We start from the raw sequence: 21890 nt of genomic DNA, 5'->3' as shown, positions 1-21890 counted from the left end.
ATTCAAGGGGAAGGCGTGTGAAGAGTAAAAATATTTCGTTCTGAGGGCGTTAAATCCTTAACGTCCTTGTCACAGTGAACTTGTGATTGCGTGCGATCTGCGTGGTTGGTCCAACGATTCTCTCCAGCGTGCGCTTGTGGGGTAGATGACTATTGAACACAGTGATAAGGGTTCCCCCAGGTTTCAATGTGCGGGCAGCATCCACGAAGAGAGAACGGGCTGCATGAGGGTTGACGGCGTGACCAGAATGAAATGGGGGATTACAGACGATCAAGTCGACGGAGGCATCCTCTTGCCTGCTGAGCCCCATGTCACGACGAACCGTGTATCTTTTCGCCTCGTCCATTTGAGAAGTGTACGGTCCATTCATGGCTATTGTGCGTTCGGTAGACAGGGTGGCAAGAGATGAAATATCAGTTGCCACGACTGATGCGTGGGGAAGTACTTTGAGAAGGTGAGAGGTGAGGAGTCCGCTACCGCATCCCAGATCAACTGCGAGATTCACAGAATCTGGGAGGTTATCAGAGGTGAGCTGCGATATGAGAAACCTGGTTCCGATATCGACGCTGGCATGCGAAAACACACCAGGTAAAGAGCTCACAGTCATGTGCAGGTCAGGGTCAACTTCATCGACAAATGGCAGATGCCAATCACCTTCATGGCGAATAGGCTGCAGAGCCAGAATCACCCGAGCTTTTCTCTCTGCAAGGGACCTTGAGACCGAGGCAAAACTTGCGTGAAAGCTGTCGGTGGCACGTGCGGGAAGATGTTTGGTCATCGCGCCAGCAATCACCGTGACGTGAGGGGAAGCAAATCTCGCAGCTAACTCCGCAATCATGCGCAGAAGGCCGAGGTCCTTAGGGACTCGCATGAGGATGAGGTCGACTCCATCAAAGGCGCTTGGCGTCCAACCACAGTGGGCGATACCTAGTTCTTCAAGTGACCCAACCTGAAAGAGTCGCCTGGCGTTCGCCTTGAGAGCTGCTTCCGCAATAGCTGAGTCTTGGATAGAGCGGATGCTACGTGCACCCAGCGCATGCGCTCCAAGTGCGAGTGCGCCATAAGAATCCTCGACAGTAAGAACTGTTCCTGCCGGATTGTCAGCAATCTTCTGTTTGGCATTGTCCAAAATGAGTCGATCAGCTGCGTCCGAGGCAAAAAGGTTGTTGCTTTCCCAGTCTGGCCAACGTCTCAGTTGTGTCAATGGAAAATGTTCCATGAGAAAACCTCCAAACATAATGGCCGCTGTCCTAGGTTACCTGGAGTTAGGGGGCGGGGAGGCTGACTGTGGAGGAACACGCGTAGTGGATCAGCCTTTGAGCTGGCGCATTGTCTGATGGGATAAGAGCCTTCTGACAGCAGGAAGTCTTGAGAGCGTCCGCAATGTGAGTCGTTCGTAGGCGTCGGGGTCAGCAACCTGGACACGTAGATAGTAATCGGGCTGTCCAAGCATTCTGCGCATTTCCGTTACTTCAGGAATAGCCACAGCGGCAGCCTCAAAATCTTCTATGGTTTTGCCGTCGTTGACGGCAATATCGATGGCGACGATTACTTCGAACCCGCGTTGAGAAAACTGGGGGTCTACGTGTGCATGATAGCCACGGATTGCTCCGCTCTTTTCTAACCTTTGGATGCGACGCAGGCAAGGACCTGGGGTGAGTCCGACTCTGCGGGCAATCTCTGTATTGGGTAAACGTGCGTCTTTCTCAAGTTCAGCAATTATCGCCCAATCAAGGCTGTCTAGTGTGTGATCATTGCCCATTTGGCCACTTTAGCATCGCAAACGCGCAATCAAAATACAAGAGTTTTTTCTTACTATTGCTTCTATGGGAGTGAGACGGCCAACCGATATCCAGACGCAATCTCCGCATGGACGAAAAGAAGTAGTGGCCGGATGGCTTATCGCTTTGCCCGCTTGCGCCGCAGTAACTCCACTGGGTCTGGCACTGGGTGTGATGGCACACCAAACGGGATTGCCGTGGTGGTGTGCCCCTCTGTTAGCCGCTCTGGTTTTCGCTGGTTCTCTAGAATTCTTGATGGTGGGGATGCTTGCGGCAATTGCCCCACTCACCCAGATCGCTCTAAGCGCATTCTTAGTGAACTTTCGGCACATATTCTACGCACTTTCTTTTCCTCTCCATCGTGTCCAAGGGAAAGGGTGGAAAGCGTATAGCACCTTTGCGCTGACCGATGAGGCTTTTGCCCTCACCAGTTCTGAAGCTGCCCAAACGTGGTCTCGCGCGCGCATCGTGAGTATTCAGATGTCGTTTCACTTGGCCTGGATACTCTCAGTTTGTGCTGGCGTGGTCTTAGGTTCTCTGGTTCCTGACTATGTGGTGGGGCTTGACTTTGCGGTGACTGCCCTCTTTCTAGCTCTGGCAATAGAGGCCTACAAGCAACGCCGATCAGTTCCTGTGACGGTTGTAGCTTTATTGTCTTCCCTGATAGCGATGATTATTTCACCCGATAACCTGTTAGCTATTGCAATGACAGCAACGGTTGTGGCTTTGATAGGTGGCTATGGAATATCGCGGTGGAGAAGTCATGCCTAGCCCCACATATCTCATTGTTTCCATAGTTGTTGCTGCGAGTGTCACGTGGCTTCTTCGGTCGGTGCCTTTTGCCATGCTAGCCCCTTTGAGGCGCAGTAAGATTCTTGGATTCCTAGGCGACCACATGCCGCTGGCTATCATGGTGATTCTCGTTGCCTATACCCTGCGTGATCTCGATGTTTTTTCTCCTAGCGCCGTTGTTCCGGCGGCGGTGGCTCTCCTGATTACAGCTACTTTGCAGTTGTGGCGGTCCAACATGATTCTGAGTGTTCTCTGCGGAACAGCGGTGTATGTGGTGATGTCTTCACTGGTTGCAGCTTACATGCGGTAGATTTTGAAGTGAGTGGGGTTACCTAACTAACCCATCACGGGGCATTATTTGTTCTGTTAAATAGTCTGTCTACGCATCTCTTGTAATAACAAATAACTAGTGCTACGCTTCAATGCATTGATCGTTGGCGCGCGCCAATGAGGGTGCATCAGCGATCAAACAGCCTCGTGCTGGCTAACGACGAAGTGATAGTGCCAATATGAAAGTCAGGGTGAGAAGTATTATGAGCGCTCAATCGAAGGCTCGAAACACAGCGGACCCGAAGTACTCAAAACTTGCCATTGGAGTCTGCCCAGACCAATGGGGTGTATGGTTCCCGCAAGATGAACACCAGATGGAACCTCGTAAAGCAATGGAGCAGATGGCAGAAGCTGGATTCGAGATTCTTGAGACTGGTCCGTTTGGTTACTTTCCAACGGATCCTAAAGAATTAGAACGCTGGACGTCAGACCTAGGTTTAAAAGTTGTCGCGGGGACCGGCTGGGGTATACTCCACAAAGCAGAAGCCTGGGCCGAAACCGAAAAGACCTTCCGCAGAATCGCTGAAACTCATGCCGCTGTAGGTGCGGAATACATTGTCCATCTGCCGCCACTGTACCGCGACGATAAGACGTGGGAATGGACTGATGATCGGGTGTTATCGCCCGATGCTTGGAATCTTTACGTCGAAAACGCCAACAAGCTGGGTGCAATGCTCCTCGACGAATACGGTCTTAAGATGGTTTTACACCCACACGGAGATTCGCACATTGAGACCCCTGAAGAAATCGCGCGCATCTTCGACGCAACGGATCCCAAGTACGTGAATCTGTGTCTTGACTCAGGCCACGTCGTGTACGGGGGAGGGGACCCCGTGGAGCTCATCAAGAAGTACCCGGACCGGATTACGTATGTACATATCAAGGCGTTTGATGAAGACATCACACGTGAAGCTCATGAGAAGGACTGGCCCTTCGGTGAGGCTGTTGCTAAAGGCGCTTCGGTATGTCCTCCTGCAGGATTACCTGAAATGCATGCATTTGTCGATGCCTTAGCTGAACTTGATAAAGACATCTACTGTATATGCGAACAAGATTGTTACCCTTGTGCGCCAGATTTCCCACTGCCCAATGCAATCAACATGCGCAAGTATCTTGCTGAATGCGGCCTGGGTCTTGCCTAAAGATACATTGATTGGAGATATGAAAATGACACTGAAAGTCGGTCTGATTGGTGCAGGCGGTATGGGAAGAGCTCATGTTGATAGAATCAAAAATGATCTATCAGGGGCTGAAATTGTCGCTGTTGCAGATATGAATATTGATGCAGCCAAGGGTGTTGCTGGTCCTCTGGGGGCGAAGGCCTATGCCTCGGGCTCAGAATTGATTGCCGATTCTCATGTTGACGCAGTACTTATCGCAACCTTTGGAAAAGCCCACGCTCCTGATGTCCTCGCGGCCGTGAATGCAGGAAAGTATGTTCTGTGTGAGAAGCCTTTAGCGACCACCGCTGCTGATTGCCGAGCTATCCTTGACGCTGAGATAAAAGCAGGAAAGAAGCTGGTGACGGTTGGCTTCATGCGTCGGTTTGACGAGGGGTATCAGCAGATGCGGAAGGCGCTAGAGTCTAAAGACTACGGGTATGCCACACTGCTTCATTGTCGCCATCGCAATCCAAGTGTGCCTGAGAATTACACGACCGAAAATATGATTGACGACACCGCTATTCACGAATTCGATATCTGTCGCTATCTTCTGGGTGAAGAAATCACGCGGGTTCGTGTAGATAAAGCTCGGGCGACTTCACACCGCTTCGATCATCTTCACGACCCCCTTGTCGTAGTCGCATACTCTGAAAGCGGAGTGCGCATCGACGATGAAGTTAACGTCAATATCGGATTTGGGTATTCCATCGAATGTGAACTGGTGATGGAACAAGGCACCGTGCGCCTCGGCGATCAAGAAAAGGTACATGTGCGCGACATTCATGGTGACCGTAATGCTATGTGTCAAAGCCATATTGACCGTTTTGAAAGCGCCTTCAACTGTGAGGTGCAAGAATGGATCAATGCTGCTAGCGCCGATCGGCATACAGGTTCCTCTGCGTGGGATGGCTACGCGGCAACTGCTATTGTCGATGCCGCATTGGAATCTCTACGAGGCGATGGCGGCGAGGTAAAGGTTGATATGATCGACAAGCCCCAACTGTACAGGTGAAATCATGGTTGATATCGCGTTAGATCCGAATATGTACTATCGCTCCATGTCTACTGCCCAGACTCTGCATAAGGCGGCCGAGCTTGGGTACCAGTACGTTGAGCTTTCACCCAACAGTGAGTTTCATTTCTGGCATCATTATCCAAAAGCAGATGATGCTTTTGTTGACGAGCTAAAGAAAGCCCAAAAGGATACTGGGGTGCGGGTTCGCACGTTGAATCCAGTGTTCAATTGGTCATCAGTTGACGAGGCTGAGCGCACAGCTCAAGTGCGTAATTGGAAACGGCTTTTAGAGCTGGCAGACCAACTCGATGTTCGAGATATTGTCTCTGAGTTCTCTGGGAACCCGAACACTCCACGCGAATGCGAAGCCCAATGGTACCGCTCAATTGAAGAGCTCACCCCATACTTTGAGAAGTACGGGATCCAGCTCAACATGGAAGCCCACCCCTATGATTTCGTAGAAACGAACGATGCTGCGTACAGCATTGTGCGAAGTGTCAACAAGGACTGGATAGGGTATGAGTATTGTTTCCCCCATACTTTCCACCTCTCGGAAGGAGACGGCGACATTAGTCGTATGATTAAGCATACGGCAGCCAAATTGCGTGAGGTTCACATCGCGGATTCGTTCAACCATTTGGCCAACGATGGTAACCGCTACATCATTAATCCTCCAGGCGTTGATGCTCGCGTTCACCAACATAATGAGATCGGATTGGGCGATGTGCAATGGGACAGTGCCTTCGAAACGCTACGGGAAGTTGGCTTCGATGGGATAGTGTCGGTGTGCGTATTTGGATGGCATGAAAAAGCCGACGAAATAAATCGGCGTATGCTCAAACGCATTCAAGATGAACTCGCTTAACATGCGGTGGACGTAGAAAGATTCCAGAGGGCGCGCAATGAAATATGTGAGACCAACTCAAAATGATGTTGCGCGCCTGGCTGGCGTCTCTCGCCAAACCGTATCCCTGGTGACAAATGCAGATCCTCGCGTGTCGGAGGAAAGTCGAAATGCGGTTCTTGCAGCAATGAAAGAACTCGGATATCGTACCAATGCCGCTGCTAGGCAACTTGCTTCTCGCAGAAGTGACACCGTTGGTATCATCTGCGCTGATCTACTCAACCCGTTTATCGCTGAGCAAATCGAAGCAATTCGACGAACTGCCAGAGTAGCCGGATTTTCAGTCGTAGTTTTTCCTGTCGACGAGAATGCGCGATCAGAACGAGAAGCATTAGAACGTCTCGTTGAAACGGATGCAGCGGGCGCAATCATGGTTGCGCCTTTGGCTGACCGCGATACCTTGGAAGAATATGGCAAACTCTTGGCCATTGTTGCGCTCGGTCGTAACATCAGGGTACCTGGAGTTAGCTTTGTCAGACCAGCAGATGAAGCTGGCGCAGCACAAGTAACGCGGCATTTAATTGATCAGCAATACGATCCCGTTGTATTTGTCGGCCCCTTCCGCGAAGGAGAAGGCGACTCATCCCAGGAGCGGTATAGAGGGTACTCACAGACGATGTGTAATCAAGGGTTGCTCCCGGTACGCATTGTGACGCGCATCGAGTATCAAAGTGAAATCTATCGATTTCTTAGCGAGCATGGACATGGAACGGCGTTTGTTTGTCACAATGACAAGATTGCACTAGATGTTGCGAGTGCCGCGATTGACCATGGCCTAGCTTTAGGCTCTCAGGTGGGAGTTGCTGGGTATGACAATTCCTATCTATCGCAGTATTCAGGACTGCAACTCACCACTGTTGATATGCACATTCAGGTGATGGCTGAACGTGCATTGGAACTGTTACAAACCATGCTGATTGGCGAAACTCAGGACGCAGACGTTGTCGTGACGCCAACACTAGTAATGAGAGATTCCACTGATAGACACCAGTGACCACTGACGTGCTGGTCTCTTTCAGATGGGCGTAACCCCTGTTTTAGGAGAACGTAATGTCGAATTATAATTTGACCAGGGAAAAGGCAAACCCGTCTCGGTCGGAAATTGCCGAGATGGTGAAAGAAACTCCACCGTCAGGAAAGAAGCGTTCTATCGGTCTTATGGCCGTAGTCGTGACGCTAGGATCTTTGCTTTTTGGCTACGACACCGGAGTAATAGCTGGTGCACTGCCGTACATGTATTTACCGATGGAAGCCGATGGGCTCCACCTGACTGCCGTTGAGGAGGGTTTAGTAGGCGGCCTACTGGCAATTGGGGCGGCATTTGGCGCTGTTATTGGTGGACGAATCTCTGACCGATATGGGCGAAGAAAGAATATCCTGATACTAGCGGTAATTTTTGCGATAGGAACCATAGGCTGCACCATTTCACCGACAGTGTGGGTCCTCTACCCATTCCGCTTTATTCTCGGATGGGCCGTTGGCGGGGCTTCTGCGACTGTTCCTATTTACCTATCTGAAACGGCACCTGCTCGCATTCGTGGCCCGCTAGTAGCCATAGACCAATTTATGATCGTTTTCGGGCAGCTTTTAGCCTATTCAATGAACGCATGGCTTTCTTCATCACACGGCGGGCCACAGGTCCAAATAGCCAGCGACCCAAGTGGTACCTACTCTGAAGGGCAATGGGTTGCCTGGGATGCGGTCCAGTCAATTTCTGGAGTTATTGTCCAAGATGGAAACGGCGTTGCTTGGCGCTACATGCTGGTTCTTGCCACTATTCCCGCGGTTGCATTGTGGATAGGCATGCGAATGATGCCGGAGACTGCTCGCTGGTATGGAATGAAACAGCGATACTTCGAGGCAATAGGTGCGCTAAAACGCGTACGTGATGAGAGCAAAGATGACGTCGTTGAAGAAATAACCCAAATCGTTGAAGTCAACGAAATGGAGGCTAGGCAAGAAAAATGGAACTTGACGCAAACCATAAAGACTAAGTGGACCAGAAAGATCCTGATCATCGGTATCTTCTTGGGATTTTTCGATCAGTTGACTGGCATCAACACCGCTATGTATTATCTGCCAAAAATTCTTCATTCGGCCGGATTCTCGTCAGCGGACTCCATCATGCTCAATGTGATTACAGGAATCGCATCTGTTATTGGAGCCGGCATAGGACTGATATTGGTTGCAAAGTTTATGCGTCGGCACGTCGGGATTTACCAAGAACTCGGTGTTGTCATATCCCTCTTCGCTCTAGCCTTGGTGTTCCATTTCGGTATTAGCCCGCACATGGATGGGGACGGAAACATTCTAGGTTCAGTTCCACAATTCGTTCCGTGGTTGGTACTTATTCTTGTTGCAATTTTCGTTTTCGTGAAGCAATCCGGGACAGTCGCCTGGATACTTGTATCTGAAATATTTCCTTCAAAGATTCGCGGAGTCGCCCAGGGCGTTGCAGTTGGCGGCTTGTGGATAATGAACGCGATTGTCACGTTCGCGTTCCCCGTCATGATCAAAGGTTTGGGTGCAGCCTGGACGTATGGGATCTTTGGAATCATCAATGTGTTCGCGTTGATTTTTTACATCAAGTTTGTCCCAGAAACGAAGACCTCGACGTTAGAGGAAATCGAAGAGACCTTGCAGGAAAAGTATTCCTAGAGTGACCTACGGATGGAGCCGGCACCCACAGGGGGGTCGGCTCCTTTGGGCATCCAGAAGATTGTATCCACCCGAATAAAACAGTGTCCCGGCGACAAATATCAAACTGCCATGGGAATTATGACACCGTGATGGGTGAGGGAGTGGAGGAAGGGGAGAGAGCAGCAAAAAAGGTCGTGACTTCGCTGTCACGACCCTAGTGTTGTGCTATCTGGGGCTATCCCAGTATCCGCCGACTATTCTCCAAGTTGAGCGCGGAACACTAGGGTAGCAGTGACGAGAGCACTAGTAAGGCCAGCCAAAATGGTGACCCAGAATGCGCCAGTGACGACGCCGAGGACAGCCACTCCCATAGCAACGACTCCAACAATGACAATCGCTAACAGTAGTAGTGAGCTTGTAGGAATAGCGGTTTCCTGACGCTGGACAACACCACTCAAGTGGATTTGATCAGTTGACATAGTATCTTTTCCTTTCCTGTACCGCTTGCAGCGGTGCCCTGCGGAAAAGCACTTGCCGTGCTGCCCCGCACGGCTGTGTGAGGTGAGTAGACAACTCACCGTCCTGGGGTTTTTCCAAGACGCCTTTATCATCACACTATTTGTCCTTACATTCAAGGCGAGTGTGAAAAACGTGATTGACAGCATGAAAAAGTGGGGACGTCTCGAAAGACGCCCCCACTGGCAGTGAATAAAACTAAGTGATACTAGAGTGTCACCGTGCGCAGCTCACGGGCTGAAGTTTCAGCAGCTTCTGCGATACGCAGGGCTGCCGCTCCATCAGCAATTGATGGCGAGAAATCACGTTCTCCCCTTGCTGCAGAAACGAAAGCAGCTAATTCTAGGGCATATGCTTGGGCATAGCGATCGAGGAAGAAATCCAGGTAGGTATCTTGAGCTCGTGAATGGTTCGCAGTCGAAATGTGGGCGGTTGTGGGCAGTACATTTTCACAAAATACTGATCCTTGGGTCCCAAAGATTTCAAGACGTTGATCATAGCCAGTTGCGCAATGCCTGGAGTTCACCACTGTCGCGGAAGCTCCTTCAGTGTTCACCATGGTGATAACAGCACCGTCAAAGTCTCCGGTGTCTGCCAAGTCTGGGTCCAGGTTCTGTCCTACAGCACTCACAGAAGCAATATCTCCAATGAGGAATCGCGCCATATCAAAGTCATGAATTGTCATGTCTTTGAAGATTCCACCTGAAACAGCAATGTACTCCTTCGGAGGAGCAGCAGGATCACGCGAAATAATAGTGACCTGCTCAACCTTGCCCAGTTTGCCCGCATCGCTTGCTTGCTTAGCAGCGGCAAAAGAGGGATCAAAACGCCTGTTGAAGCCCATCATGACTCGTGGGTTGAGTCCCTCGAGTTCGCGGTAGAGTTGCTCAACAGTTGCGCTATCCATCGCAATGGGCTTTTCGCACAGTGCCGGTTTGTTTGCCTTCGCTGCTGCCAAGATCTGCTCAGCGTGAAAAGGCGTGGGCGAACATATGACGATAGCCTCAACTTCAGGGTTATTGATGACCTCTTCAGCAGTTGCAACCGCCGTTCCACCATAACGAGCGGTGACAGATTGTGCGGCTTCGATATGGGGGTCAGAAACTGCGACCAGAGTGGTGTCGGGATTCTGCCACACACTGCGTGCATGAACTTGGCCGATTCTTCCTGCACCGATAATTCCGAGTTTCATGGTTTCCCTTTACTTTGCTGCCGGAGTGATAAGATCGCGTACTAGTTGATCTAGCTGTTCATCAGCGCCTAAGAACTGGCGTAGCGTACGAACTGTGGCTCCGAAGGTCAAAAACTCCTCCGGCTTCATTCCGTCTTCGTCATAGGCCCTATTGAAATCGGGGATACGACGGAGCTGCTCAACGTAGTACGGATCAACCGGCACGCTCATTCTTTCAACAGGTGTGTAATCCGAATTATTGATGATTTCCTGCCACTTGAATGGAGGAGAAACCACAACGTCACCACCTTGGAATTCGCTCCACTGCAGAACATTGCGGAATGCAGCTGATAGAAGACGAGACCGGAAGCCTCGTTCCTGGAAGATTTCATAGGCTTTCTTGAACGCCGCAACCCCCGCCCAATCGAGGCACGCAGGGTCAATGTAGATGCCGTCGCGCGCGACGACGTGTTTCAACCAATCATCCAGGCGTCCCACCATGATTGTGACGACAGGGGCCATTTGTGAGATGTCGTATCCTGCATCTGCTCGGCGTGAGAGGCCTCTTTCGATTGCTTCCGCGGCAGCTACCGCTTGCGGTACGGAAAATGACACGGTGACGTTGATGGATACACCGCGGAATGTTGCATCCTCAATCGCTTCTAGCCCGGTAGCAGTTGCAGGAATCTTTACGATGATATTGCGTGCCAGACTGTCGAACTCTACGGCTTGGTCTGCTAAGGCTTTTGCATTGCGATATAGGCGAGGATCAGTTTGAACTGAAAGCCTTCCGTTACGTCCGTTATAGTGATCAAAAGCCGGTTCTAACAGTGCCGCTGCTTCGATCGACATTTCCCGTACGGCTTTCCAACCGATTTCTGATTCTGTCCATGTGGGGTTCTCTTGAGCGATCTTGAGGATACGTTCATTCCAGATTTCCGGATGCTTAGAAATCGTCGTATATGCAATCACGGGGTTGCACGTAGCCCCAACGCCTCCAAAAGAAATGGACTGGCGTAGCTCATCGAGGTCTGACGAGTCATTCCACAGAACAGTGGGGAACTCTTTTGTCGCCTCAAGGAGCGGACCGGGTGTCTGTTTGATCGTCATTGAATCTCCATCGTCAGGAAGCTGCAGTTTCGCAGTGATCGGCACTTCGGTGTGTGCCTTTGCCTTACACACAGTATTCAATGACAATAGAGCAGCTTTGTCAAGTCTTTGTTCGGACAAAGACTTGACTTTGGGGATATGTTACTCGGCAGCTGAGGCGAAACTCAGTGTGTAGCGGGCTGCGTTGTAGACGTGGTCTCCATACTCGACGACTGCTCCCGAATGATCGTAGACAGTTCTACTGAGTGTGAGGAGGGGGTCCCCTTTTGACACTTTCAGCAGTTGTGCCTGCTCCGATGACGCCGCCAGTGCAGTGACAGCCTGCTGGGCAGTGGCAAGTGTTACTCCGTTGGATCGCAAACAAGCATATAGTCCGGCGCGGGAAAGATCGCTCAGAGTAGGTGCGATGGCCGCGGGCAAGAGGTTTACCAGAATTGCGAGAGGCTCTCCGTCACTCCAGCGAAGCCGTTTGACGCGGACGACTTCGACACCTCGCTCACAGTGGAGTAGTTGCTGTTCTTTTTCTCCCGCCAAAAGCACCTCGTAGCTGAGGACATCTGTCTTTGTTTCAAACCCAGCTTTTGTGAGGTCATCTTCTAGAGATGTGAGCCCAATTGGGCGATGTACATGTGTCGGAGTTACTCGGGTTCCGGCTCCCCTACGTCGCGACAAAAGTCCTTTTCCGACTAAGTCTTGAAGCGCGCGTCTTGCGGTAGGGCGGGACACGTTGAGACGCCGTGCCATAGAAACCTCATCCTCGATGAGTGTTCCAGCAGATAGGGAGCCCGAGAGGATTTGTGCTTCTAGCGGCCCCGAAATTTGATAATGCAAAGGAGTGGAGGAAGACCTATCAACTTCGATTTCCAATCGGAATGGAATGTCAGTGTTCACGTCTGAAGTATTCGCGACTTCAGATTTCGTCTTTTTCTCAGGCATTGCTATGTATCTCCTGGTGATATTGTTCCCACAGCACTGTACGAAAGTCAGGCCAACTATGGCATTACGTTAGCACAGCAAATTTTGATGTTAGGTCCCAAAGGAGGAATCTGACGACATATTTGTAAGTACAAAGACTTGACTGTAGGTCTCTCAGTGTTGCATCATTAGTGCAACAGCCCGAACTTCGGGCGACGCTAAGCGTGTCATAGAGGCGTGGCGGTTTTGCCGGGCGATGACGCGGTGTTGGCGCGAGACAATGAGGTGTTTACTTGTGGCTATGACCGATATGTCATCTATTCAGGAAGTAGAACCAATCTTCGACGTGCTCTCTATAGGTCGCTGTGGGGTGGATGTATATCCACTTCAAATCGGTAAGGGGCTTGAAGAAGTCACATCATTTGGAAAATTCTTGGGAGGCTCACCTACCAACGTGGCAGTTGCCGTTGCGCGGTATGGAAATAGTTCTGCAACAATCACTGGTGTCGGAGATGATCCTTTTGGTCGTTATATTTGCCAAGAAATGGAACGTTTGGGAGTATCGTCTGCTTTTGTCGTGACGAACGAAAACTTCCATACTCCTGTCACATTCTGTGAAATATTTCCGCCCGACGATTTTCCCTTGTACTTTTATCGATCACCTTCAGCACCTGACCTTGAATTGGGAGTAAGAGACATTCCCCTGGAATCCGTAGCGAAGTCACGAATTCTCTGGCTTTCGGCGACGGGTTTGTCGGTAGAGCCAACGCGCAGTGCGCATTTTGCGGCGCTTCAACATCGGGGGGCTGCCAGTAGCTCCTCTGGACACTGGACCATCATTGACCTGGATTATCGAGACATGTTCTGGGATTCTCCAGTCAATGCAAGATCACAGGTGCAGGCCGCATTGACCTACGCGAATGTGGCGATAGGCAATCGCGAAGAATGTGAAATTGCTGTTGGGGAGACCGAACCGGACCGCGCTGCAGATGCCCTGCTAGATAGAGGTGTAGAGATAGCGGTAGTCAAACAAGGGCCTCTGGGCACGCTAGCAAAAACAGCTGATGAACGCATTGTTGTTCCTGTCACCCCCGTCGAGGTGATGAACGGATTAGGCGCAGGAGATGCTTTTGGTGGTGCTTTCTGTCATGCCCTGCTAAGTGGATGGGACGTGGCCGAAGCTGTTCAGTTCGCCTCGACAGCGGGGGCGATCGTAGCGTCTCGGCTTGAGTGTTCGACTGCGATGCCAACTGAGTCTGAAGTACAAGAAATGATCAGTCAAAATCCGGCATCAGCGCCCATTGTTGAGAAACGGAAGTAGAAGAATGAGTATTCTCAGTGAAATCGTGGCCACCCGTGCTTACGATCCAGATGCCATACCTGCGGCTCTTCGTCGTCGGGCTCGTCGCTCGATGCCAATTCAAGGAGAGAAGATTCTCGTTCTAGCGTGTGACCATCCGGCGCGCAGTGCCCTAGGAGCAGGAAATGATCCGATGGCGATGGCTTCGCGCGAAGAGGTTTTGGAACGTTGCGCGCAGATTCTCTCGCATTCATCAGTATCTGGCTTTTTGGGTACTGCAGATATGGTTGAAGATCTGGCCCTTATGGGAGCTTTGGATAACAAGTTGGTGTGGGGATCGATGAACCGAGGTGGCCTGCTCGGTTCATCGTTCGAGATGGATGATCGTTTTACTGGCTACACAGCCAAGGGGATTGATGCTTCCCACCTTGACGGCGGGAAAATGCTCACCCGAATCAACTATGAGGATGCCGGGACTGTTGCCACTCTTGAAGCCTGCGCTGAATCCATAGATGATCTGTCGTCGTATGGGTTGAATGCGATGGTTGAGCCGTTTATCTCCCGGTGGAGCGATGGAAAAATCGTCAACGATTTGAGTCCTGATGCGGTGATCCACTCGATAGCTATCGCTTCTGGATTGGGTACGACTTCGCGCAACACGTGGTTGAAACTTCCTTGCGTTCCTGAAATGGAACGGGTTATGGAATCGACAACACTTCCATCGTTGATTTTGGGTGGGGCGGTAAGTGAGGACCCTGAGACCACTTTCCGTCAGTGGAATGATGCGCTGAGCCTTCCTAATGTGATTGGCTTGGTGATTGGGCGCTCATTGATGTTCCCTCCCAATGGGGATATTGACGGGACAGTTAACAAATTAGTGGAGATGCTATGAGCCAACATGACAAGTACCTCATCAAAGCTGGAGAGACGGCTCACGGGCCTTACCAGACTGATATTACGACTCAGAGAGCCGGCTGGGAGTATTCCTCGATCCGCGTACTGGCACTTGCGCCGGGCCAAGAAGTGTCGGTGCCTGGCACCGATGCAGAGTTCCTGGTTCTTCCTTTAGAAGGATCATGCGAGGTTGTACTAGGTGCGGAAAGCTATGCGTTGGAGGGGAGGGAATCGGTCTGGACCGATATTACGGATTATCTCTATATTCCACGCAACACCGATATTGTGGTTCGCAGTAAGGAAGGCGGGCGCTTCGCACTTCCGGGTGCAATCGCCTCGGCAGACCTTCCCGTGACCTACTGTGATCGGTCAAAGGTCATTACATCTTTGCGTGGCGCAGGGCCTTCCTCACGCCAAGTGAACAACTATGCTCTTGGAAATGACGTGAAGACCTCTCACCTGTTGGCATGTGAGGTGCTCACACCTGGAGGAAACTGGTCGTCGTATCCACCGCACAAACACGATGAACACACCGATGTGGAACGCAAGTTAGAAGAGATCTACTTCTATCAGGTGCGTCCAGGTGCCCAGGACTCTGAAGGATTTGCATTCCAACGGATATATACGTCAAATGTTGCCGAAATAGACTTCTGTGCCGAGGTTCGTGACGGTGACGTTGTTGTGATGCCTTTTGGGTACCACGGGCCCTCTGCCGCGGCTCCCGGGTATGACCTCTACTACCTCAATGTCATGGCTGGTCCTGCCGAGGACGCAGCGTGGTTGATGACAGATGACCCAAAGCATGCGTGGATTCGGGACTCGTGGAAGGACCAAGAAGTAGATCCGCGCTTGCCAATGACCCCTATGAACCCCTAGTTAACAACTCTCCTCAAGGAAACATTATGGAACGACAAGAAACTGTGCGTTTGACAGTAGGCCAGGCAATTATTCGCTTTCTCGTGCACCAGTACACTGAGCGTGATGGCCAAGAACAACGCTTGATAGCAGGAGCCTTTGGGATATTTGGACACGGCAACGTCGCTGGAATTGGCCAGGCGCTCCTGCAAAATGAGATTGATCCTGACGCTGATGGCGGTGCAATGCCATACATCATGCCTCGCAATGAGCAAGGCATGGTGCATGCGGCCACAGCTTTTGCGAAAACTCGCAATCGTATGCAGACCATGATGTGTACTTCATCGATTGGGCCAGGCTCATTGAACATGGTCACTGGAGCGGCGACCGCGACGACGAACCGACTTCCAGTCTTGCTGTTCCCTTCCGACCAGTTCGCTACCCGTTACCCCGATCCGGTGTTGCAACAGATTGAGAACCCGCAAACTTTGGCTACCACCGCCAACGATTGCTTCCGCCCGGTAGCGGCATTCTTTGATCGTATTGAGCGCCCGGAGCAGTTGGTTCCATCCTTGATCCACGCTATGCAAACGCTGACTGATCCCGCAGCAACCGGAGCAGTGGTTATTGCGCTGCCTCAAGACGTACAGGCTGAAGCCTTTGACTTCCCAGTCGATTTCTTCCGCAAGCGAGTCTGGCATGTTCGCCGGACTCCTGCTGAGATTTCTGCTGTAGAACGTGCGGCTGAGGCAATAAGGAATGCGAAGCGACCGATGATTGTTGCCGGTGGCGGTGTGATCTATTCTTCGGCATCAGAAGAGCTGCGTGCATTTGCTTCGAATACGGGAATTCCTGTTGCTGATACTCAAGCTGGTAAGGGTGCTATCAACTTTGATCATCCGCAGTCAGTGGGAGGTGTCGGGTCAACTGGCTCAAATGCGGCTAATCATGTTGCGGATCAGGCTGATGTAGTGATTGGAATTGGGACGCGGTATTCGGATTTCACGACCGCCTCCCATACGCAGTTCAAGAACCCTGATGTGCGTTTTGTGAACATTAATGTGCAGCCATTTGATGCTGTGAAGCATGGGGCGCAGATGCTGGTTTCTGATGCCCGTGAGACTCTTGTTGCCCTGAACTCGGCTCTTGAGGGATACCGTGTAGAGGCTGAGTATGAGGCTGAGATTGCGCGTTGGAAGGCCCAGTGGGATGAGGAAATTGAAGCGTGCTATCACCGTGGGTTGGAGCCGGTTCCAGCGCAGACGGAGATTTTTGGTGCTCTCAATGAGTTGATGGGAGATAGAGATATCGTCATCAATGCTGCAGGTTCGATGCCGGGCGATCTGCAGGCACTGTGGCGCGCGAAGACTCCAGAGCAGTATCACGTTGAGTATGCGTTCTCTTGTATGGGCTATGAGATTCCCGCTGCGATGGGCGTGAAGCTGGGGGCTCCCGATCAAGAAGTTGTGGCGATCGTGGGTGACGGTACCTATCAGATGCTTCCAATGGAAATGGCGACGATCTCTCAAGAAGGTATCAAGGTCATCTTGGTCCTTCTGCAAAACTATGGGTTTGCTTCGATTGGTTCTCTATCGGAGTCGAGAGGATCTCAGCGCTTTGGAACCCAGTATCAAAAGGGCCAGGGAGCACACCTTGGTGCTGGCGACCGTATCGATGGTGTCGATATTGCTGCTAATGCACGTTCTTGGGGATTTGATGTTCTGGAAGTGCGCGGGGTGGAGGAATTCCGTGAAGCGTATCGGAAGGCTGAGGCTTCGGATCGTCCAACCTTGATTTATGTGGAGACCGCGTTGAAGGGGCCGAACCCAGATTCAATTTCGTGGTGGGATGTGCCGGTATCGCAAGTATCGCGCATTGAATCCACGCAGAAGGCCTATCAGGAGTACGTTGAGGCCAAAAAGCCTCAGCGACATTACCTGAAATAGGGGTGATGAGGGGGTTGTCTGTTGAAAGGAGGGTCAACAGACAACCCCCTTTTTGCTGCGCTGAGCAGCTTGTTACCGCATAGCAATCTTTGTTAGGACAAAAGACCGTTTTGTGCTAACCTTGGGTACAAGGTCACTTGCGGCCCAGCGTGTGGCGTAGCAAGAGATAGACATTCAACGGTGAAACAGGAGAAGTGAAAATGTCGAGAATTGTCCATTGGGTAGATGGCGAATACTATGAGGGGACACCAACTGGAACAGTTCCTGTCGAAAATCCCGGGACCGGTGAAAAAATCGGAGAGCTGCTCACGGCCTCGCGTGAGGACCTCGATCATGTGGTCGACGTGGCCCGTCGCGCACAAAAAGAGTGGGCTGCCACACCGCTGTCAAAGCGCACGCAGATCATGTTTCGTATGCGCGAACTCGTCGTAGCAAATCAAGACCGTTTAGCAAAAGCCACCGTTGAGGAACACGGGAAGAACTACTTAGACGCGATTGGCGAAATCGAACGTGGTCGTGAAACCCTAGACTTCGCTTGCGGAATTGGTGCGGCGCTCAAGGGAGAATTCACTTCGGATGCTTCTCGTGGAATTGACGTCCATAGTCTGCGTCAACCGGTTGGAGTAGTCGCTGGTATTTGTCCCTTTAACTTCCCTGTGATGGTGCCCATGTGGATGCATCCTGTTGCTCTAGCTACGGGCAACGCATTCATCCTTAAGCCCGCCTCGGCTACTCCCACGGCTTCATTGATTGTTGCTGAACTGTATAAAGAAGCTGGATTGCCAGACGGGCTGTTCAACGTGCTATCGGGAACGCGCGACATGGTGACGGAGATTCTTGAGCACCCCGGTATCAATGCGATTTCGTTTGTGGGATCGACTCCGGTCGCGCACATCGTTCAGGAAGTTGGCACACGCAACGGAAAACGCGTGCAAGCGCTGGGCGGAGCCAACAACCACGGCATCGTGATGCCCGATGCCGACCTTGATTTCACCGCCGCACACCTTTCTGCAGCCGCATTCGGGGCAGCAGGTGAACGGTGCATGGCCCTGCCTGTGGCAGTTGCTGTAGGGGGAATCGGTGAAGAACTGGCGAAGAAGGTTGCTGAAAAGGGTGCAGCCATCAAGGTCGGTTATGGCATGGGCGACGGGGTAGAGATGGGCCCGGTGATCACTGCCAAAGATAAGGACAGGATCGTCGGTCTCATCGATGACGCGGAGTCTCGCGGCGCTACAGTCGTTCTTGATGGGCGTTCACTGGTTGTTGAAGGTCATGAGGCAGGGCACTTTGTGGGTCCCACCGTTGTCACAGGAGTACCCTTGGATTCTCCTCTCTACACCGAAGAGGTCTTCGGGCCAGTCTTGGTGATTGTCGAGGCAGAATCTTATGAGGAAGCAATTGATTTGGTGAATGCGTCGCCGTTTGGCAACGGCGCAGCCATTTTCACTAATGATGGGGGAACGGCTCGCCGTTTCACTCTCGATGTGGAAGCTGGCATGGTCGGGGTGAATGTTCCAATTCCTACGCCTGTTGCGTACTACTCCTTTGGAGGATGGAAAGAATCTCTCCTCGGAGACCAGCACATTCACGGACCTGAGGGAGTGCGCTTCTACACCCGTGCAAAGGTCGTCACTGAGCGGTGGCCTTCTGAGTCGGGTCTGTACAGTGCGTCAATGTCCTTCAAACGTGAGGATTGAGCGTATAGACGCGTAGTCCTTGACCCGACGCGGTGGGCGAAGTGGAGTGCATTCCACTTCGCCCATCTTTAACTCCCACTTCCCACGTACGGGGTCATAAAGCTGTACCCGGGGCCGTATACGGCTCCGGCACTTGTCACATGGCCCAGGCTGCTGCACTGAGTCAGTTAATGGACAAGGTGATGACAAGTGGCAGCGCCACCCGAAGCGTGCATAGCTGAGCTTCCTTTGCCACTGTCGCCGCTAACGGTGTAAGCAGCACGATGCCGACGGGGCCGAACAGAGGAATTCCGAAGATTAAGCCTAGAGTGGCCATCACAAGTAGGGAGCGCCGACTGCCAGATTTCGCCAGCAAAGTAGTAGCTATCGAATGCGCCCCTCCAGACTCTTCGACACTTTTCCCCAGGATAGACCCAAGCCAATTGTGAGAGTGAGTGATCCTAAGATCGATGCAACCCCCTCAGCAATGATGCCAATAATGTCGGAGAGGGGAGTTCTCGTCACTACTGCCATTGCTAAAGCAGCGAGCAGTAGTGCGATCGAGGCATGACATCGAGCTTTGAGAATGAGGACTATGACCAAGAGGAGGTCAATGGCGAAGACAACGATTAAAAAAGTGTTTCCCACGGATACTCCCACATGGATTTCGAGTGTGCACGCCGCACAGTAGTTCACAATAGAATAACATCTTTGTTAGGACAAAATAAGTGCCTAAAGCCCTAGTTCATGTTGTTCAAGGTCGTAGTGCCCAGATTTACCGGCATTATGGCTAAAGGTGGAAGCCGTGAACAGCAAGTAGCTACTTTAAATGTCAGTACAAATGGTACACTTGTGGTGTGGGCGTGACCCGCACTCGTAACGAACAGAGAGGTTACCGATGACAAGCTGGGTACAGTACTCGCCGACTCGGATCATTTTCGGGCGTGGTGAAACGCAAAATGTAGGAAATAGCCTGAGTCAAACCGGACACCGCAGTGTCCTCCTGGTGGCAGACCCTTTTATGGCGCACTCTGGCGTCGCAGACAAACTGGTTGCCGCCTCACAAGGAATTATTCGCGGGGTCTACTCTGACGTAGATCCCAATCCCACCGTCCATAATGTCAACGGTGCTGTAGCCGCTGCGAAGAAAATACAGGCGGATGGGATTGTCGCTCTTGGTGGGGGATCGGTAATTGACGCTTCCAAAGCCGCGGCAGCGGCAATCGGCTCCGATGTCAGTGCAGAGGATTTGGTGACCGGTTCACCCGTTTCGCGTGCATTGCCGATTATCGCGGTTCCTACGACGGCCGGCACCGGCAGCGAGGTTACACCGGTGGCAATCATTAGCTGGGAAGAAAAAGACATCAAGTTTCCCTTGGGAAGCCCACTCCTATTTCCCGAACTTGCCATAGTCGATTCAACGCTGGTCTATTCTGCACCGCCACGGATTATTGCTACAGCGGGCGTAGACGTCATAGCTCACTGTCTCGATGCTCTCAGCAGCGTCAAACACACTCCACTGAGCGACATGAATGCGCTCAATGGGGCTGAGATTGCCTTCGCGAACCTCGAGAAGGCTGTGAATGATAAAGACCATGACAGCATTGATGCAATGATGCTTGCCAGTCTGATTGCAGGCTTAGCGTTCTCGCAGACTGGAACCACTGGTTCGCACGCGGCATCGTACTACCTCACGTCAAAGTATGGGGTCCCCCATGGCGAGGCTACAGCCTTTACAGAAGATGCATGGATACGTGTCAATGCTCAGGCTAGGCCCGAAATTAACACGCTGCTACAGAGGATTGGCTTTAAGGATGCTGACGAGGCTGCTGATCGTCTCAACGTGGTGAAGGCGAATATCGGTATGCGGATGACTCTTGAAGAAATCAATGTGCCCCTAGAAGATATTGAGATAGTTGCGCAAAAGACTCTGGAAGCAAATAACTATAAGAACAATGTCGCTCAGCTCTCGCTAGCGGAAGTAGTGGAATTGCTGAGGACAAAAAGCGCCCAACTCATGTAGTGCCACCGATAACGACAACGGAAACGCGGGATAGCGGACATGTTCGATGTCGATCTTTTGGGGTGGGTTGTTCTCACTGTTGCAGCGTTTCTTATCGGTATATCTAAAACAGCATTGCCCGGTGCTGGGACGCTGGTTGTGGCGCTATTTGCGGCAGTTTTGCCAGCGCGCCAGTCCACCGCGGCAATGCTTTTATTGCTCCTTATGGGAGACCTCATTGCTGTGTGGACATATCGCCATGATGCTGATTGGCGAGTACTGAAAAACTTAGTCCCCACTGTTCTTGTAGGAATTGTTCTGGGCGCAATCTTCCTTTTGTACGTCAATGACGCAGTGATGAAAAAAGCTATTGCGATTATTTTACTGTGTCTGATAGGGCTTACTTTGACTATGCGTTCTCCAATGTGGAAACGCATGTTTGCCGCAAATAATGAGAGTTCCACTAAGGTGTCGGTTACTGCCAATCCTCTTATACGCGGAGCGTACGGCGCTCTGGGGGGATTCACGACGATGGCAGCAAACGCAGGTGGGCCTGTCATGTCGCTCTATTTTCTAGCCGCTCGTTTCGAAGTTGTGAAATTCTTAGGGACTTCAGCGTGGTTTTTCTTTGTCGTCAACCTTCTCAAAGTTCCCTTTTCTGCCGGCATTGGCCTCATTACCTCGCAAACGCTTCTTTCTACCCTTGTATTAGCTCCGATAGTTATTCTGGGGGCGGTAGCAGGAAGATTTTTTGCCCTACGCATGACGAATCGCATATTCGATCCCATCGTATTGGTTCTCACCGTCGTAAGCTCGGTGGCGTTGCTCTTCTGATTAAAGTCGATCTGCACGCCGAACCGTTCAGAAACCTAGAAATCTG

The 21890-nt window shown here is 51.5% G+C and carries 20 protein-coding genes and 1 pseudogene; 14 read left to right on the top strand and 7 right to left on the bottom strand.

The window, feature by feature from the left end; all coding sequences use genetic code 11:
* Positions 1 to 49: 49 nt before the first annotated feature.
* Together FYJ24_RS07645 and FYJ24_RS07640 are read right to left on the bottom strand one after the other, a co-directional pair.
* On the bottom strand, positions 50 to 1219 hold the full coding sequence (locus tag FYJ24_RS07645; protein WP_206192582.1) for a class I SAM-dependent methyltransferase: 1170 nt from the start codon (positions 1217 to 1219) through the stop codon (positions 50 to 52).
* Between the two features lie 90 nt (positions 1220 to 1309).
* Positions 1310 to 1762, bottom strand: a complete 453-nt coding sequence (locus FYJ24_RS07640) for an Lrp/AsnC family transcriptional regulator (RefSeq protein ID WP_154545173.1) — start codon at positions 1760 to 1762, stop codon at positions 1310 to 1312.
* Positions 1763 to 1826: 64 nt separating this feature from the next.
* Between FYJ24_RS07640 and FYJ24_RS07635 the strand changes: the two genes are divergently transcribed.
* The 7 genes from FYJ24_RS07635 (at position 1827) to FYJ24_RS07605 (ending at position 8643) form a co-directional block, all read left to right on the top strand.
* Positions 1827 to 2552, top strand: coding sequence for an AzlC family ABC transporter permease (locus tag FYJ24_RS07635; RefSeq protein ID WP_154545171.1), 726 nt, complete (start codon positions 1827 to 1829; stop codon positions 2550 to 2552).
* On the top strand, positions 2545 to 2883 hold the full coding sequence (locus FYJ24_RS07630; protein ID WP_154545169.1) for a branched-chain amino acid transporter permease: 339 nt from the start codon (positions 2545 to 2547) through the stop codon (positions 2881 to 2883). The genes FYJ24_RS07635 and FYJ24_RS07630 overlap by 8 nt, the downstream gene beginning before the upstream one ends.
* 223 nt (positions 2884 to 3106) lie before the next feature.
* Positions 3107 to 4045: a sugar phosphate isomerase/epimerase family protein gene (locus tag FYJ24_RS07625; protein ID WP_154545167.1), complete on the top strand. Its 939-nt coding sequence runs from the start codon at positions 3107 to 3109 to the stop codon at positions 4043 to 4045.
* 25 nt (positions 4046 to 4070) lie between these two features.
* Positions 4071 to 5078 (top strand): Gfo/Idh/MocA family protein, encoded by a 1008-nt coding sequence (locus FYJ24_RS07620; protein ID WP_154545165.1) that lies wholly within the window; start codon positions 4071 to 4073, stop codon positions 5076 to 5078.
* Positions 5079 to 5082: 4 nt separating this feature from the next.
* Positions 5083 to 5946: a sugar phosphate isomerase/epimerase family protein gene (locus FYJ24_RS07615; RefSeq protein ID WP_154545163.1), complete on the top strand. Its 864-nt coding sequence runs from the start codon at positions 5083 to 5085 to the stop codon at positions 5944 to 5946.
* Between the two features lie 37 nt (positions 5947 to 5983).
* Entirely contained in the window at positions 5984 to 6979 is a 996-nt protein-coding gene (locus FYJ24_RS07610; protein WP_154545161.1) for a LacI family DNA-binding transcriptional regulator, read from the top strand.
* A 56-nt stretch (positions 6980 to 7035) separates the two neighbouring features.
* Positions 7036 to 8643 (top strand): MFS transporter, encoded by a 1608-nt coding sequence (locus FYJ24_RS07605; RefSeq protein ID WP_154545159.1) that lies wholly within the window; start codon positions 7036 to 7038, stop codon positions 8641 to 8643.
* 236 nt (positions 8644 to 8879) lie between these two features.
* Here FYJ24_RS07605 and FYJ24_RS07600 read toward each other — a convergent pair whose 3' ends face one another.
* From FYJ24_RS07600 to FYJ24_RS07585, 4 genes are all read right to left on the bottom strand, one after another.
* A complete protein-coding gene (locus FYJ24_RS07600; RefSeq protein WP_154545157.1) occupies positions 8880 to 9104 on the bottom strand; it encodes a hypothetical protein in 225 nt (74 codons plus the stop codon).
* A 245-nt stretch (positions 9105 to 9349) separates the two neighbouring features.
* Positions 9350 to 10333 (bottom strand): inositol 2-dehydrogenase, encoded by a 984-nt coding sequence (gene iolG / locus FYJ24_RS07595; protein ID WP_154545155.1) that lies wholly within the window; start codon positions 10331 to 10333, stop codon positions 9350 to 9352.
* A gap of 9 nt (positions 10334 to 10342) precedes the next feature.
* Entirely contained in the window at positions 10343 to 11422 is a 1080-nt protein-coding gene (locus FYJ24_RS07590; RefSeq protein WP_154545280.1) for a transaldolase family protein, read from the bottom strand.
* Between the two features lie 141 nt (positions 11423 to 11563).
* Entirely contained in the window at positions 11564 to 12358 is a 795-nt protein-coding gene (locus FYJ24_RS07585) for a GntR family transcriptional regulator (RefSeq protein WP_154545153.1), read from the bottom strand.
* Positions 12359 to 12638: 280 nt separating this feature from the next.
* Between FYJ24_RS07585 and iolC the strand changes: the two genes are divergently transcribed.
* The 5 genes from iolC (at position 12639) to FYJ24_RS07560 (ending at position 19029) form a co-directional block, all read left to right on the top strand.
* On the top strand, positions 12639 to 13658 hold the full coding sequence (gene iolC / locus FYJ24_RS07580; protein ID WP_154545151.1) for a 5-dehydro-2-deoxygluconokinase: 1020 nt from the start codon (positions 12639 to 12641) through the stop codon (positions 13656 to 13658).
* Positions 13659 to 13662: 4 nt separating this feature from the next.
* Positions 13663 to 14529: a Cgl0159 family (beta/alpha)8-fold protein gene (locus FYJ24_RS07575; protein ID WP_154545149.1), complete on the top strand. Its 867-nt coding sequence runs from the start codon at positions 13663 to 13665 to the stop codon at positions 14527 to 14529.
* Positions 14526 to 15407, top strand: a complete 882-nt coding sequence (gene iolB, locus FYJ24_RS07570) for a 5-deoxy-glucuronate isomerase (protein ID WP_154545147.1) — start codon at positions 14526 to 14528, stop codon at positions 15405 to 15407. Before FYJ24_RS07575 ends, iolB begins: the two co-directional genes overlap by 4 nt.
* A gap of 26 nt (positions 15408 to 15433) precedes the next feature.
* Positions 15434 to 17332: a 3D-(3,5/4)-trihydroxycyclohexane-1,2-dione acylhydrolase (decyclizing) gene (gene iolD / locus FYJ24_RS07565; protein ID WP_154545145.1), complete on the top strand. Its 1899-nt coding sequence runs from the start codon at positions 15434 to 15436 to the stop codon at positions 17330 to 17332.
* 200 nt (positions 17333 to 17532) lie between these two features.
* Positions 17533 to 19029 (top strand): CoA-acylating methylmalonate-semialdehyde dehydrogenase, encoded by a 1497-nt coding sequence (locus tag FYJ24_RS07560; protein WP_154545143.1) that lies wholly within the window; start codon positions 17533 to 17535, stop codon positions 19027 to 19029.
* Between the two features lie 163 nt (positions 19030 to 19192).
* Here the strand turns inward: FYJ24_RS07560 and FYJ24_RS12955 are convergent.
* A pseudogene (locus FYJ24_RS12955) lies at positions 19193 to 19656 on the bottom strand (GntT/GntP/DsdX family permease).
* 250 nt (positions 19657 to 19906) lie between these two features.
* Here FYJ24_RS12955 and FYJ24_RS07545 point away from each other — a divergent pair.
* Together FYJ24_RS07545 and FYJ24_RS07540 are read left to right on the top strand one after the other, a co-directional pair.
* Positions 19907 to 21031: an iron-containing alcohol dehydrogenase gene (locus FYJ24_RS07545; protein ID WP_154545137.1), complete on the top strand. Its 1125-nt coding sequence runs from the start codon at positions 19907 to 19909 to the stop codon at positions 21029 to 21031.
* Positions 21032 to 21070: 39 nt separating this feature from the next.
* The gene (locus FYJ24_RS07540; protein WP_154545135.1) at positions 21071 to 21844 is read left to right on the top strand and encodes a sulfite exporter TauE/SafE family protein; all 774 of its coding nucleotides are present in this window, start codon (positions 21071 to 21073) and stop codon (positions 21842 to 21844) included.
* Positions 21845 to 21890: the final 46 nt, after the last annotated feature.

This window comes from Scrofimicrobium canadense (assembly GCF_009696615.1).
GTDB lineage: Bacteria > Actinomycetota > Actinomycetes > Actinomycetales > Actinomycetaceae > Scrofimicrobium > Scrofimicrobium canadense.
This window is presented reverse-complemented; position numbering and strand designations above follow the sequence as displayed.

What these genes read in the sequence shown, in the direction of transcription:
- FYJ24_RS07645 (WP_206192582.1), bottom strand. Translation starts at nt 1,219, where the DNA reads ATGGAACATTTTCCATTGACACAACTGAGACGTTGGCCAGACTGGGAA.
- FYJ24_RS07640 (WP_154545173.1), bottom strand. Translation starts at nt 1,762, where the DNA reads ATGGGCAATGATCACACACTAGACAGCCTTGATTGGGCGATAATTGCT.
- FYJ24_RS07635 (WP_154545171.1), top strand. Translation starts at nt 1,827, where the DNA reads ATGGGAGTGAGACGGCCAACCGATATCCAGACGCAATCTCCGCATGGA.
- FYJ24_RS07630 (WP_154545169.1), top strand. Translation starts at nt 2,545, where the DNA reads ATGCCTAGCCCCACATATCTCATTGTTTCCATAGTTGTTGCTGCGAGT.
- FYJ24_RS07625 (WP_154545167.1), top strand. Translation starts at nt 3,107, where the DNA reads ATGAGCGCTCAATCGAAGGCTCGAAACACAGCGGACCCGAAGTACTCA.
- FYJ24_RS07620 (WP_154545165.1), top strand. Translation starts at nt 4,071, where the DNA reads ATGACACTGAAAGTCGGTCTGATTGGTGCAGGCGGTATGGGAAGAGCT.
- FYJ24_RS07615 (WP_154545163.1), top strand. Translation starts at nt 5,083, where the DNA reads ATGGTTGATATCGCGTTAGATCCGAATATGTACTATCGCTCCATGTCT.
- FYJ24_RS07610 (WP_154545161.1), top strand. Translation starts at nt 5,984, where the DNA reads ATGAAATATGTGAGACCAACTCAAAATGATGTTGCGCGCCTGGCTGGC.
- FYJ24_RS07605 (WP_154545159.1), top strand. Translation starts at nt 7,036, where the DNA reads ATGTCGAATTATAATTTGACCAGGGAAAAGGCAAACCCGTCTCGGTCG.
- FYJ24_RS07600 (WP_154545157.1), bottom strand. Translation starts at nt 9,104, where the DNA reads ATGTCAACTGATCAAATCCACTTGAGTGGTGTTGTCCAGCGTCAGGAA.
- iolG (WP_154545155.1), bottom strand. Translation starts at nt 10,333, where the DNA reads ATGAAACTCGGAATTATCGGTGCAGGAAGAATCGGCCAAGTTCATGCA.
- FYJ24_RS07590 (WP_154545280.1), bottom strand. Translation starts at nt 11,422, where the DNA reads ATGACGATCAAACAGACACCCGGTCCGCTCCTTGAGGCGACAAAAGAG.
- FYJ24_RS07585 (WP_154545153.1), bottom strand. Translation starts at nt 12,358, where the DNA reads ATGCCTGAGAAAAAGACGAAATCTGAAGTCGCGAATACTTCAGACGTG.
- iolC (WP_154545151.1), top strand. Translation starts at nt 12,639, where the DNA reads ATGACCGATATGTCATCTATTCAGGAAGTAGAACCAATCTTCGACGTG.
- FYJ24_RS07575 (WP_154545149.1), top strand. Translation starts at nt 13,663, where the DNA reads ATGAGTATTCTCAGTGAAATCGTGGCCACCCGTGCTTACGATCCAGAT.
- iolB (WP_154545147.1), top strand. Translation starts at nt 14,526, where the DNA reads ATGAGCCAACATGACAAGTACCTCATCAAAGCTGGAGAGACGGCTCAC.
- iolD (WP_154545145.1), top strand. Translation starts at nt 15,434, where the DNA reads ATGGAACGACAAGAAACTGTGCGTTTGACAGTAGGCCAGGCAATTATT.
- FYJ24_RS07560 (WP_154545143.1), top strand. Translation starts at nt 17,533, where the DNA reads ATGTCGAGAATTGTCCATTGGGTAGATGGCGAATACTATGAGGGGACA.
- FYJ24_RS07545 (WP_154545137.1), top strand. Translation starts at nt 19,907, where the DNA reads ATGACAAGCTGGGTACAGTACTCGCCGACTCGGATCATTTTCGGGCGT.
- FYJ24_RS07540 (WP_154545135.1), top strand. Translation starts at nt 21,071, where the DNA reads ATGTTCGATGTCGATCTTTTGGGGTGGGTTGTTCTCACTGTTGCAGCG.